We start from the raw sequence: 13,037 nt of genomic DNA on the forward strand, positions 1-13,037 counted from the left end.
CAAAATCGGCCCGGTGGTTCTTTTTCGGCGCCCGACAACAGAAGCTCGACGGACCACGGGGTGGACCATTGGGTTGCGCAGTCGGACCGAAATCGATTATACTGAAAAAAATTCGAATTTATGAACTGTTCCGGATACGCCTGCAATCTTCGATTCCCCAAAAACGACGGGGTGATTCCTTGCCCTGGAGCGAGCCAATGCCTTCCAAAACGATCCTGATCGTGGATGACGAGTTAAGCATCCTGGTGCCGCTGCAGTTTCTCATGGAAAAAGAAGGGTATGTGGCCAAGCTGGCCCAAAGCGGCAAAGAGGCCATCGAAAAAATTCACGATATTCGACCGGATTTGATTTTGCTCGACATCATGCTCCCGGATCTGGACGGCTATGAGATCTACCAGATGATCCGGAACCGCAGGGAATGGGAATCCATTCGCGTTATTTTTCTCACGGCCAAAAACAGGGATGCCGACATCGCCAAAGGCTTGGCCATGGGAGCGGATGCTTACGTCACCAAGCCTTTTTCCAATACCGAGTTAATGGAGAAAATACGAAAGCTGATCGGTCCGGGTGAGCGTTGACCGCGCCGGAGCGGTTTCGGCGGGCGAATCAGACCAGCGTCATCAGGTAGTCCCGCAACTGGATGCGCTGGTTGGTCAGTCCCAGTTTTTTTCGCAAGCGGTTGCGATGGGCCTCGATGGTTTTGGATGAGGCGTTGAGAATCTGGGCGATTTCCTTGGTGGTCTTATCCTTGCGGACCAGGTCGGCGATCTGGATTTCCGTAGGCGTCAGATCGAAAAATTTCATGGGAATCTGGCGCAGGAAAGGGGAGACGATGTTGGAAATGTTAGACTGGATGATCTCTACGTATGTGGCCTGTTTTTCATCCAGTTGGCTGTGGCTGAGTTTCTCCAGAAAGGGGAGGACCATGTCCTTGACATTGGCGACAATGATATTTTCCATGTCCGCCTGATCCTCTTCCCGGTTTTTCAGCAGAACATTCATTGCCGTGTTCACCTCTTTGAGCGCGGCGCTTTTGTCTTTGAGCGCGATTTCGCTTTCCTTGAGCTTCTTTTGCGCGAATTTTCTTTCGGCGATTTCAAGATTGGCCCGTTCGAGCAACTGCGCGTTTTCAATGGCCGTCGCCGAGGCGTCGGCCAACAACTCGAGCAGGGTGGCATGGGTATCTTCAAAACGGCCGACCTTTTTGTCGACAACCTGCAACGCGCCGATGACCTCGCCTTTCACACGCATGGGGACGCTGACGATGGAGCGCAGCTCCACCTTCATCTTATCCGCCACCCTGGCAAAGTGACGCAGATCCTCCCGGGTATCCGGCAAGATGAGGCTTTTCCCGCTGGAGCTGACCCAACCGGCCACCCCCTCGCCGGGCATAAGACGCCAGCCTTTGACAATATTGCGTTGGAATCCGGCAGCCTGGCGGCAGACCACTTCGCCGGAATTCGGGTCGATCAGCCAGATCGAACTGCCCACCACGCCAAAAAGGTTGCGAATGGCTTCCAGGATGGTGGACAGCACCCGGTCGAGTTCCAGGCAGGAGTTGATGGCCAGAAAAGCCTGGCTGATCAATTCCAGTTCCCGGTTTCGCTGTCTCAGGTTTTCGTTTTCCCGATGCAACCGGCGGTTCTCGGATTGGAGCCGTTTGGCATTCAGCGTCTTTGAGGTTTGCTGCAAGCGATCGGGCGTTTTTTTATCGTCGGCCATCGATATATACCTGCAAGCGAAAAATGGATATTGTGAGCGGTAATTTCATGATCCGGAGCGGTTCAGTGCAAACTAGGACCATCATCTTTCTAAAAAGTCAATGAAAATCTGAATGTTACGAATTCATCCAATCTATTGTGAGACCTCCGGCATCGGTTATTTTCTACTCATTTACGAGGTTGAAATACACATGTGCCGCAACTGCCTGATCAGTAAGCCTTCACAGGGTGCCGCAGATGTGAGGCGCCGAGCACGCAGACGGTTTGGTCAACCCTCAAGTTCCCGGGAACAAGCAGATGCGGTCCCTTGTGAACGCTTACGTTGTTTTTGACCATGGTTTAAGATATAGAAAGCCAACCGGATCAAGATCGACATTTCGTCTACCCTCATGTTTCACGAAAGGAGCAGGGCGTATGCAACGAGGCCTCTGGTCGCTGGGAATGGTTATCCTCACTTTTTTGGTGATTGGCTGTGGCGGCAAGTACGATGAAGTCGAAAGCACGCTGAACGATTACGCGGATGCCATGGAAGATTACATCGGCAGTATGGAAAAGGCGGACAGTGCCGAATCGGTCGCCAACGCCATGCAGGATTACACGGAAAAGATGAATGCCCTGATACCCCGGCTTCAGGAGATGAATCGGAAATTTCCCGAACTGGCGTCGGACAAGGATGCGCCCAAGGAACTGGAAAAGGTTTCCAGGCGTATGAGCGAGCTGAGTCCGAAACTTCAGTCGGCCATGATGAAGGCCATGCCGTACATGATGGACCCGCAGGTCCAGCAGGCAATGACCGCACAGGCTCAGGCCATGGCCCAGGCAGGCAAATAGGCATGTCCCCGGCAGGTAGCGGCCCGGCTGAAAACATCGGCATTCTCACCGACGATCTGGCACGGCGCCTGACGCCGCTGACGTTTTCCGATCCGGTCACCCACGTTTACAATCCCATCGTTTATGCCCGCAGCGGCTATGACCGCTATGTGGCATGTTTCGGCAATTCGGCCAAAAAGGTTCTTCTGATCGGTATGAATCCGGGACCGTTCGGGATGGCTCAGACCGGGGTGCCCTTCGGGGATGTCGAAATGGTAAAGGACTGGATGGGGATTACGGCTTCAGTCTCCCAGCCGGACCATCCGCATCCCAAACGGCCGGTGGACGGATTTTCCTGTGCCCGCCGGGAGGTAAGCGGACGGCGGCTGTGGGAGTGGGCCAAACAGCGCTTCGGACCTGCCGAGGCCTTTTTCGACCATTTTTTCGTCCTCAACTACTGTCCGTTGGTGTTCATGGAGGCCAGCGGACGCAACCGGACACCGGATCGACTGCCCGCAGCCGAGAAGAAAGCGCTGTTTTCGATTTGCGACGCGGTGCTGCGACAATCCGTTTTCATCTACCGGCCCCGATGGGTGGTCGGCATCGGGGCTTTCGCTGAAAAAAGAGCGGCCGTGGCAATGGATGGTGCAGACGTGAAGATTGGACGAATATCCCATCCCAGCCCGGCCAATCCCAAAGCCAATCTGGGGTGGGCCGCCGTTGTGGAAAGGGAACTTGCAGAGCTGGGAATCGACCTGTACCCGAAAAAATAAGGTCAGACGACAATCGAAGAGAAAAAGGGCTTTCCGTGGCGGCCAGCCCTTTGTTGCAATCGTTGGATTTTCCGAACCGGAAAATAAAAATCAGATGCTTCAGCCACCGGCGGAAGGAGAGCAGGCGGGCGGTTTGAACCCGCCGGAACCAGTGGGGATGCCGTTGGGGCGAACCGCACCGGCGGACATCAGTTTTTCCACATCGCCGCAGTTGCATTCCGGGCATACCGGAGGTTCGGTATCCGAGGCAAACACCAGTTGTTCAAATCGATGGCAGCAGGCCTTACATTGGTACTCGTAAATTGGCATTTTCAGGCTCCTTGTTTTCTTGGGCCATACAATAATAGTCGAACCTTTTAAGTCAAGTCCCTTTTTGAGTAACAGTTCACAAAAGAGAACCTTTTTCCGGGTTACGAAAAGCAACCAGGGGCATCGGGCATGAGGACCAAAGGAGGCGAACCATGTTAGTCGTGATGGAAAAAACAGCGACCCGGAAGCAGATTGAGCGCGTGGTGGCGGTCGTTGAAAGAAACGGGTTCACGGCCCGACCGATTCCCGGCGGTGATCGCGTTTCCATCGGGGTATTGAACAACGAAGGACCGGTGGATGCGGCCCTGTTCATCGGACTACCCGGTGTAAAAGATGCCGTGCCCATTACCAAGCCCTACAAACTGGTCAGCCGTGAGACCAAAGCCGATGACACCCTGATCCAGGTGGGGGAAACCACCATCGGCAACGGCCATCTGACCATCATCGCCGGCCCGTGTGCCATCGAAAGCCAGGATCAGGCCCTGACCATCGCCAAACACGTGAAAAAAGCCGGTGCCCACCTGTTCCGCGGGGGGGCTTTCAAACCGCGCACCTCCCCCTATTCCTTTCAGGGGCTTGGTGAAGAGGGGCTCAAAATTCTGTCCATGGTTAGGGATCAAACCGGACTTCCGGTGGTCACCGAGGTCATGGACGAAAGAACCTTCGATCTGGTTGAGCACTATGCCGACATCGTCCAGATCGGTACCCGCAATATGCAGAATTTCAGTCTGCTCAAGCGGGCAGGGGAATCCTATCGACCCATCATGCTCAAACGCGGCATGGCCGCAACCATAGAGGAGTGGCTGATGGCGGCCGAGTACATCATGGCCCGGGGCAACCATCAGGTCGTTCTGTGCGAGCGCGGTGTGCGGACCTTTGTCCACCACAGCCGCAACACCCTGGATCTTTCCGCCATTCCCGTGGTGAAAAAAGAGAGCCATCTGCCCATCGTGGTGGACCCCAGCCATGCTGCGGGACGTCGTGACCAGGTGCTGCCCCTTTCCCGTGCGGCTGCAGCTGCCAAAGCCCACGGATTGATGGTTGAAGTTCACCACCAACCGGACCAGGCGTTAAGCGACGGCGCCCAAAGCCTTTATCCGGAGCAATTCGAGATTCTGTGCCGCCAGGTCATGGCCATTTTCAAGGTTTGCAGCGGCGAGGAGCCGTTTTAAAAGACAAAACAATATGAATATGGTCAAGGATCCCGGCGAAAAAAAGGTCTACTTCGAGTTTTCCGACTACGCGACCAACTATGTTTTTTTCGAAAATCCAAGATAGGTGTTGGCAAGAGCCATCATTTATTCTTTCTGTCCCGCTGAACGTAACGTTCCTTCGCCCCTAACGTCACCTTGCGCAGACGGATGGACTTGGGCGTCACCTCCACATATTCGTCATCGCGGATAAAATTGATGGCCTGTTCCAGGGTCATGGGCCGAATGGGAGCCAGGATCACGTTGTCGTCCTTGCCCGAGGCCCGCATGTTGGTCAGTTTTTTTTCCTTGGTCGGATTGACGTTGATGTCCTGCTCCCGGTTGTGCTCGCCGATCACCATGCCTTCGTAGACCGGTTCGCCGGGTTGTACGAACAGCCGGCCGCGCGGTTCCAGATTGTACAGGGCATAGGGTACGGCCTTGCCCTGACGGTCGCTGACGATGGAACCGGTGAACCGGCTGGGAAAGTCGCCCCGGTAGGGCTCGTACCCCGAGAAATAAGAATTCATAATGCCCGTTCCCCGGGTGTCGGTCAGAAATTCGTCCCGATAGCCGATCAGCGCCCGGGAAGGGATGGAAAACTCGATCCGTACCCGGCCGGTTCCGGTATTGGACAGGTTCATCATCTTGCCCTTGCGCAGCGAAAGTTTTTCCGTGACGATTCCCATAAAGGATTCGTCGCAGTCCACGAAAAGACGTTCGATGGGTTCATGGACCTTCCCATCAATCTGTTTTTCGATCACCTTGGGACGGCCCACGCAAAATTCGAATCCCTCCCGGCGCATGGTTTCGATGAGAATGGCGAGCTGAAACTCTCCGCGGCCCTTGACCATTACGGAGTCGCGGTCGTCGGTGGTTTCGATCTGAACGGCCACGTTCATCAAGGTTTCCTTGGTCAGCCGTTCGCGTATTTTCGCCGATTGCACATAACGTCCTTCCTTGCCGCCCAAAGGACCGTTGTTAATGGTGAACAACATGGAAACCGTAGGTGGGTCCACGGTAATGCGCGGCAGGGCGAAAGGAGCGTCTTCGGTGCAGATGGTGTCGCCGATGGCCACATCCTCGATGCCGGACAGGATGGCGATCTCGCCGGCCTCGACCGCAGAGGCCGGGGTGATGTCCATGCCTTCATAGGTCTGCAGGCGGGTCACTTTCACGGGGCGCTGCTGACCGTCGCTGTCGATTCGAATGAGCCGGTCCCTGGATTCCACGCTGCCGCCGGCCACACGCCCCACGGCCAGACGCCCCAAATAGTCCGAATAGCCCAGATCGGAAACCAGCATCTGAAACGGAGCCTCCGGCTTGAAAGCGGGCGGGGGGATTTCTTTGACGATGGCCTCGAAAAGCGGCTGGAGATCTTCGGACAAACGATCCGAGGCGTCGCCGACCACGCCGTCACGGCCGATGGCGTAAAACAGGGGGAACTCCAGCTGGTCCTCGTCGGCGTCCAGATCGATCAGCAGATCGTAGACCTGGTCCAGCACCTCGGCGGTTCGGGCATCCTGGCGGTCGATTTTGTTGATGACCACGACGATTTTCAGTTTGGCCGCCAGGGCTTTTTGCAGGACAAACCGGGTTTGCGGCAAAGGACCTTCGGAAGCGTCCACCAGCAGTATGGCGCCGTCCACCATGGACAGGGCCCGTTCCACTTCACCCCCGAAATCGGCGTGGCCGGGGGTGTCCACGATGTTGATTTTTACCCCCCGGAAAATTACTGAACAGTTTTTGGCGGCAATGGTAATGCCCCGCTCCCGCTCCAGATCCATGCGGTCCATGAGCCTTTCGGCCACCTGTTGATCCTGGCGGAAAAGACCGCTCTGGCGGAACATGGCATCGACCAGGGTGGTTTTGCCGTGGTCGACGTGGGCGATGATGGCGATGTTGCGAATGCGGTCGTTTGTCAGTGAAGATGTCATAACGGATTGTTTCTTTTAAGGTTTTTTGTACGGCAATCGAACGTCGACGGATGGGCATCCCATACGGATTGCTGGATCGGTCAACTTTTGGCACGTGCCAATATAGCCATCCGACCGTTCAATACAAGCTGGACAGTCTTTTTATTTCGGGTGAAGCGCGAAAGATGGATTGGATGTAGCTTAATTGTGACTACAAAACAGCCTTGACCGGCGGATTAAGGAGTGCGATAAGGGGAGCATTTCAATCTGCCCTAAAGACCACGTTTCCGTTGTTCACATATTCAATCCGCAAGCGGACGGCCAGCATCGAAGGGTGGGCGGTCCGACCTGTCGGCCATGCCAGAGGAGGTGTGAGGATGAAAATCGAGACTGTTGGAATCGTAGGATTCGGTGTGATGGGAGCGGCCATCGGGCTCAACGCGGCAGCATCCGGCTATCGTGTTATTTACAAGGAGTTGAACGACGAACTGGTCGCTGCCATGTATGACCGCTGGGTCAAAGGTAGTCTGGAGAAGCGGGTGGCCAAAGGCAAGATGACACAAAAGGAGATGGACGAGATAACCGCTTTGATCTCCGGAACCTCGAGCTACGCGGACCTGGCTCCGTGCGATCTGGTCATCGAGGCGGCCGTGGAAAAAATGGATCTGAAAATTCAGGTCTTCAAGGATCTGGATGCCGTTTGCCGGCCGGATGCCATCCTGGTCAGCAACACGTCCACCTTCCTGATCGAACGGCTGATGGCGTCGGTTTCCAACCCCTCCCGCACCGCGGGCCTGCACTACTTTTTTCCCGCCAACATCAATCGACTGGTGGAGGTGATCCGGCAAAAAGAGACCAGCGACGAAACTTTCGAGGCCCTGATGGGCTTTGCCGAAAAAAATCGCAAGGTTCCTATTGCGGTCAAGGATTTTCCGGGGTTTGCGATCAATCCGGTGTTTATCTCCAGCTACATGATTCTGGATTCTTTTTATGGTGAACAGGCCAATGTGGCCACCCTGGAACACATTTCCCAGCAGGCCTTAGGGGTGCGCTTTGGCATCATGTGGGTCCAGAACGGTTCCGGCTTGGGCACCTGCTACCATGCCGCCGTATCCATGAACGATTATCTGGCCGATACCGATGTAGGCTATCCGGCGGTGCCCGACCAGTTGAAAAGCCAGTTCGAAAGCGGGGCACCCTGGAACCTGGAAGATGGCCCGGTGGCAGATGATTCGGAGTTGGCCAATACCGTCCGGGATCGCCTGCTGGGAAACATTTTTACCATCGCGACCCATCTCGTCGAAAAAGAAGTGGTTTCCATGAGTGACCTGGAACGGGGGATCTGCACGGCCCTGGCCTGGCCCAAGGGGCCTTTTTCCATGATGAATGCGCTGGGGATGGATGAGGCTGCCCGGCTGGTGGCCTTGACCGTGGAAAGCGGCGAGTACAAGATGCCCAAAACCTTTTCGGGCGGAGTTCCAGTACCCTGGCCCTTGTAAAATTAGGTAAAACAATCCGACGGAATGTTGATGAACTCGTAACAAGTCCCGGACTCGTCATGCCGGACCTGATAGGCCTGCCCCGGACCTGATCCGGGGGCATCCAGCAGGTATCGAAACACCCGGACAGCTCCGTTCGGGTGTTTTTATTTGGTATCCTTCAATCGACAAATTCCCTTGACGCGTTGGCTGGGAAGAGAACGGGGCGTTGTATCCAACAGGGCTTCACTCACCACCGGTTGGGGGCCTATGTCTTTTTCCCTGACTATTTTTTCCCGCTGCTCGTCCATCAGCAGGGGAGGATCGATGCCGCAGTGCAGTTGAAGGCTGGTGTATTGGCCATCGTCCCGTAGGACCACGCCGTTGATGGGAGCGGTTCGTCCGCTGGGAAAATGGATTTCGCCGAGGACCGCCTCTCCTTGTGCGTACACGCCCGTGCAACCAAGGCCAATACCGGTTTCCGAGACATCTTTGACAGGACAGGTGAAGGCCGCGGCGGCCGGCAGGTCGGTCGATTTTTCGATAAAGCGGGGGCGGGGAGAATCGTCATACTGCAGCCGGTAATGTTGTCGCTGCTGTGCCAACGGGTCGTGATCCGATTTTATCGAGGACGCTTGCCCCTGTTTTGTCCCCTGGCGCAGGCGCACGACTGCGATCAAAAAGACCAGGGCACTGATGGTCAAAATCGATGCCACATAATAGCGGCCGTGTGCAGAAAGGTTTTCGGGCCAAAATTGGCGCGCGCAAAGCGTTGCCAGAAATACAGCCATACTGATCGTCAGCGTGATCAATGTACTTTTCATGGTACGGATTCCAATGGATGAAATGGGTGCGGTGCCTTCATGGCACTAAGACGATTTTCGGCATCTTTCCGGGATTCTTGAACAGCAAATGAAATCCTTCCATCGCCAAAACCCGATTCGTGACTATAGTATGGTTCGGGTCGAACGATGCCAGCAGAAACGTTCGATGCATATGGGCAGATCTCAGGACGGGGTGTTGCAATCCAAAAGAGGGAAGCGAAAAGAATGGCACAAGAGGATTATTACGAGGTGCTGGGGGTCAATCGCGATGCGGATGCGAAAACCATAAAGGAGGCCTTTCGTCAGCTTGCTTTTAAATATCATCCGGATCGAAGCGAAAACGGTGAGCGAAACGCAGATATAATGAAGCGGGTCAACGAAGCGTATGCCGTTTTGTCCCACCCGGAGAAACGGCAGGCTTACGATGCCATGCGCACGCAATATGGAGACAACGCCTACGGTCAGTTCCGCAATGCATACAGCCAGCAGGATATTTTCAACGGCTCGGATGTATACCGGGTTTTCGAAGAGATGGCACGCTCCTTCGGGCTGCGCGGAGTGGACGACATTTTCAGCGATTTTTATGGGCCGGGGTATCGAAAATTCGAATTCAAACGGCACGGTCTGCACGGAAAGGGATTTATTTATCGGGGCGGCTTCGGCAAACGACGGGGTCAGACCATGGCCGGGCAGCCCCCCAAAAGTTTCGGCCGTTTTGCACGGTACCTGTTGCAGAAAGCAACCGGCGTGGCCCTTCCCAAGGACGGTGAGGACATTTACGACACCATCCATCTGACCCCGGAATTTGCGAGAACCGGCGGCCCCTATCCCTATCGACACCGTCAGCGGGACAAAAAGCTGGTGGTCAAGATCCCCTCCGGTGCCAGAAGCGGGCAGCAGATCCGGTTGGTACAGATGGGAGCCCTGGGGAAAAACGGCGGTATTGCGGGGGATCTCTACCTGAAAGTGAAGCTAAAAAAACCGTTGTTGGAAAAAGCGAAGGATTTTGTTGTCTCGACTTTCAGCCGATGATACATTTATAGAAAATGTGTGTTGCAATGGCGCATTTGATGTCGCCTTACTGGAAAATTACGCGAGCCGGCTTCAGAAGGGGCCTAAAAATCGGTCCGGCAGCTGATTTCCGAAAGGGCGATTCCTACCTCCCCATCGGTCCATACTCATGTGGGGGTTGCACAAAGTCGTGGTGAGCGGACCGGGCAGCCGCGAAAGGAGGATGCACGATGCAAATATTGGTGACCTTTAAAAACGTAGACTCCTCAGATTTCCTGAAATCCTACCTTGAAGAAAAACTCGAACGCCTCGAAAAAATCATGCCCCACCCCGGGACCGCCGATGTGGTTTTCCAGGAAGAAAAGCTCCGCAAAATCGTGGATGTCAGCCTGACCGGCAAGGGCTTCGACGTCCATGCCAAAGAAGAGAGCGGGGCCTGGAACGAAGCCATCGACCTGGTCGTCGACAAAGCCAAAAAACAGTTGGTTAAAAACAAGGAAAAGCTTCAGGCCCATCGCGCCGAAGCTTGATTTCACCAGCGATATTGAAAACCTGCGGTTATCGGCCTTTTGTGGACGGGCGCTATCTGACCAGATGCTTGAAGTCGTCACGCTCAAGGTTGGATGCGTCCACGTTCATCTTTCCGCTGGAATCCGTACTGCCGGTAAGGCGTCCGTCCCTGAGCCATTGACGGACGCCGTTTTCCGTCAGGTAGGTCAGTCGGGAAAATGTTTCGATGTCGTAGGACTTTGTGGAGGAAGGCGGGTTTTCGGAGACGGGGGCCGGGCTTGAAGGCGTCTTTGCGGCCGGTTGTTTCTTTTCTGCGCTGTCGCTTTCGGGTCCATCGGCAAAAATGACCCATTTGCCGCCGCGTTTTTCACCGCGGAGTTTTCCTTCGCGCAGCATTCGGGCAACGGTGGATGTGGCAAGGCCGGTCTTTTTCGAATATTCGGCTGTGGTCAGGGTCGCTTCGTTTTCGGTCATATGCTCTGCTCCTTTTCAAAGCCCGAATCGATCAGGCATGCGGTTATACGAAAATGGGTGAACAGGTGAAGCGAATCAGGCCATGCTCTGGGTGATCTGGCCGACGGCTTCGATGGTGGCCTCCTTGTATTTGGCCAGGTCCTCTTCGTCAAGTGCGAGAAAGTCCAGCGCATCCGGGGCCAGTTCGTAAAGGGACGCGTCCGTATTGCTGCCGATGTCGCACTGAAGGGCTATATGGTTGGCGGTATGGACGATATACGCCAGTTGATTGCGGTCCGATTCACCGGGTTCGTGATGGTAGCGCATGGCGCTCACATGGTTTTCCGGGAGTTTCCATTTGGTGCAAAGATCCGAGGCCAGTTCGGTATGGTCGAAGCCGAGCACCTGGCGTTCGACTTCCAGAAACGTGGTTCCGGCCTTCAGGGCCTGATCCACCTGATCTTTGCGTTCGAGCAAATACTTATCCAAGGCCAGTTTGCCGGCGTCGTGGATCAATCCCACCGAAAAGGCGTCGTTTTCCATTGCAGGGGCACGATCCTTGGCGATCAGGCGTGAACACAGGGCCACGGCCAAGGAGTGTTGCCAGAGGGACCCGGACCCCATACGGTAGCCTTTGAGGTGGCTTCCTAAAAGGCTGGTGGCCGATACCATGGCGATGAGCTGCTCCAGAGTTTTGTGGCCCAGTACGACGGTTGCCTGGTGGATGGAAGAGACCATGCCCGAAAGCCCGTAATAGGCGGAGTTGGCCACCTGAAGAACCTTGGCGGCAATGGCCTGGTCCGTTTCGATAACTTCGGCGATTTCTTTGAAACCCGATTTGGGATTGGCCATGATCTCCCTGGCCTTGAGGATGATCTTCGGCATCGGCGGCAGATCTTTTACGCTGGTAAGAATTTTGCGCCTCAGATCGGTTCCGTCCAGTTCGCCGGATTTTTTTTCGGCAATCGGCGTAAAAACGACCTTGTCCTCTTTTTCGGCCGCCGGGGGTGCGGGCGCCGGTTGTTCCGGCTGTTCCTCAACCGGTTCAGATGGGACGCGAAGATCCAGCGTAATTTTGGATTTGCAGGCGGGGCAGGGGAAAGAGATTTTTTTTCCGGCCGGAAGGCGGTCGTCGGGAAGTTCAAAGGATTTTGCGCAGTTTTCGCATTCAACTTTCATAGGAACACCTTTCTCAATCCCATCCGGGGTTCATCTTTTTTGGAAGCTGTTAGCAAATTCAAATTATATCGGTTTTCGTCGATTTTGGCCACCATCAAATTGATGCGTGATCGGGCCGCGATGCAAGGAGGCATCGTCACCTCTTTTCATCGACCCTGTCGTGGAAAACTTTATAGCCGATTTGGCCATGTTTGTGGCCGGTGTGCAGGATTGTACATGTTTTAAGGATGATAAAATTGTGGTATGAGGCGTTCTGGTATTCGAAACGGGTCGCCCCGCAAAACAGAGCGGCCGACAAGCCTATTTTTATCGGAAAAGATATCGCCATGCATGTATGTCTGATGGTTGCCATCACCGCCGACGGCAAGATCGCCAGAAACTCGGATCATTTCCCGGACTGGACCGGCAAGGCCGACAAGAAACTCTACGTCGAAATTACCAAGAAGGCCGGGGTCATGATCATGGGGTCCAAAACCTTCGACATCATCGGACGGGTGCTGCCCGGAAGAAAAACTGTCGTCATGACGCGAAACCCAGAGCGCCGCTCGGACCGGGACGATCTCGTGTTCACCCGTGATCCTGCGGACAAAATCCTGGCCGATCTGGCGGACCAGGGCTATACCGAAGCCGTTGTCGTCGGCGGCGCGATGATCAATCAGCTCTTTGCCGCCAACGGCCTGATCAACGAACTGATCCTGACAATTTCACCCTATGCCTTCGGGACCGGCATCTCTGTTTTTGCGGACACGGTGGACCTCAAGCTCTCCTTGAAGAAATTCTGGCAACTGGACGACAACACCCTGTGCGTGCGCTACGCCGTACTTCGCGACCAAGAAGTCCCCATCCAGAAATAGAACATTTCT

General features: G+C 54.9%; 14 protein-coding genes. 8 read left to right on the plus strand and 6 right to left on the minus strand.

Features of this window, described 5'->3' with window-relative positions; all coding sequences use genetic code 11:
* Positions 1-197: 197 nt before the first annotated feature.
* Complete coding sequence (locus GN111_RS04020) at positions 198-578, plus strand: response regulator transcription factor (RefSeq protein WP_155302515.1); 381 nt, start codon at positions 198-200, stop codon at positions 576-578.
* A 28-nt stretch (positions 579-606) separates the two neighbouring features.
* Here GN111_RS04020 and GN111_RS04025 read toward each other — a convergent pair whose 3' ends face one another.
* On the minus strand, positions 607-1,722 hold the full coding sequence (locus GN111_RS04025; RefSeq protein ID WP_155302516.1) for a GAF domain-containing protein: 1,116 nt from the start codon (positions 1,720-1,722) through the stop codon (positions 607-609).
* Positions 1,723-2,135: 413 nt separating this feature from the next.
* Here GN111_RS04025 and GN111_RS04030 point away from each other — a divergent pair, with 413 nt between their 5' ends.
* On the plus strand, positions 2,136-2,552 hold the full coding sequence (locus GN111_RS04030; protein ID WP_155302517.1) for a hypothetical protein: 417 nt from the start codon (positions 2,136-2,138) through the stop codon (positions 2,550-2,552).
* A 2-nt stretch (positions 2,553-2,554) separates the two neighbouring features.
* Positions 2,555-3,304, plus strand: a complete 750-nt coding sequence (locus GN111_RS04035) for a uracil-DNA glycosylase family protein (protein WP_155302518.1) — start codon at positions 2,555-2,557, stop codon at positions 3,302-3,304.
* Between the two features lie 99 nt (positions 3,305-3,403).
* Here the strand turns inward: GN111_RS04035 and GN111_RS04040 are convergent, their stop codons facing one another.
* Positions 3,404-3,613 (minus strand): FmdB family zinc ribbon protein, encoded by a 210-nt coding sequence (locus tag GN111_RS04040; protein WP_155302519.1) that lies wholly within the window; start codon positions 3,611-3,613, stop codon positions 3,404-3,406.
* Positions 3,614-3,765: 152 nt separating this feature from the next.
* On the opposite strand from GN111_RS04040, the gene aroF reads away from it, so the two are divergent.
* Entirely contained in the window at positions 3,766-4,785 is a 1,020-nt protein-coding gene (gene aroF / locus GN111_RS04045) for a 3-deoxy-7-phosphoheptulonate synthase (protein ID WP_155302520.1), read from the plus strand.
* Positions 4,786-4,907: 122 nt separating this feature from the next.
* Here aroF and typA read toward each other — a convergent pair whose 3' ends face one another.
* Entirely contained in the window at positions 4,908-6,740 is a 1,833-nt protein-coding gene (gene typA / locus GN111_RS04050) for a translational GTPase TypA (protein ID WP_155302521.1), read from the minus strand.
* Between the two features lie 356 nt (positions 6,741-7,096).
* On the opposite strand from typA, the gene GN111_RS04055 reads away from it, so the two are divergent.
* Positions 7,097-8,218, plus strand: coding sequence for a 3-hydroxyacyl-CoA dehydrogenase family protein (locus GN111_RS04055; protein WP_155302522.1), 1,122 nt, complete (start codon positions 7,097-7,099; stop codon positions 8,216-8,218).
* 146 nt (positions 8,219-8,364) lie between these two features.
* Here GN111_RS04055 and GN111_RS04060 read toward each other — a convergent pair whose 3' ends face one another.
* On the minus strand, positions 8,365-9,021 hold the full coding sequence (locus GN111_RS04060) for a PilZ domain-containing protein (protein WP_155302523.1): 657 nt from the start codon (positions 9,019-9,021) through the stop codon (positions 8,365-8,367).
* Positions 9,022-9,246: 225 nt separating this feature from the next.
* On the opposite strand from GN111_RS04060, the gene GN111_RS04065 reads away from it, so the two are divergent.
* Entirely contained in the window at positions 9,247-10,053 is an 807-nt protein-coding gene (locus tag GN111_RS04065) for a DnaJ domain-containing protein (RefSeq protein ID WP_170302118.1), read from the plus strand.
* Between the two features lie 209 nt (positions 10,054-10,262).
* Positions 10,263-10,562, plus strand: a complete 300-nt coding sequence (gene hpf, locus GN111_RS04070; RefSeq protein ID WP_155302525.1) for a ribosome hibernation-promoting factor, HPF/YfiA family — start codon at positions 10,263-10,265, stop codon at positions 10,560-10,562.
* 52 nt (positions 10,563-10,614) lie between these two features.
* On the opposite strand, the gene GN111_RS04075 is transcribed toward hpf, so the two are convergent.
* Together GN111_RS04075 and GN111_RS04080 are read right to left on the minus strand one after the other, a co-directional pair.
* Positions 10,615-11,016: a helix-turn-helix domain-containing protein gene (locus GN111_RS04075; RefSeq protein ID WP_155302526.1), complete on the minus strand. Its 402-nt coding sequence runs from the start codon at positions 11,014-11,016 to the stop codon at positions 10,615-10,617.
* 75 nt (positions 11,017-11,091) lie between these two features.
* Positions 11,092-12,174, minus strand: coding sequence for an HDOD domain-containing protein (locus GN111_RS04080; RefSeq protein WP_155302527.1), 1,083 nt, complete (start codon positions 12,172-12,174; stop codon positions 11,092-11,094).
* A 236-nt stretch (positions 12,175-12,410) separates the two neighbouring features.
* On the opposite strand from GN111_RS04080, the gene GN111_RS04085 reads away from it, so the two are divergent.
* Positions 12,411-13,028 (plus strand): dihydrofolate reductase family protein, encoded by a 618-nt coding sequence (locus GN111_RS04085; protein ID WP_231715666.1) that lies wholly within the window; start codon positions 12,411-12,413, stop codon positions 13,026-13,028.
* Positions 13,029-13,037: the final 9 nt, after the last annotated feature.

The sequence above is a fragment of the Desulfosarcina widdelii genome (genome assembly GCF_009688965.1).
GTDB lineage: Bacteria > Desulfobacterota > Desulfobacteria > Desulfobacterales > Desulfosarcinaceae > Desulfosarcina > Desulfosarcina widdelii.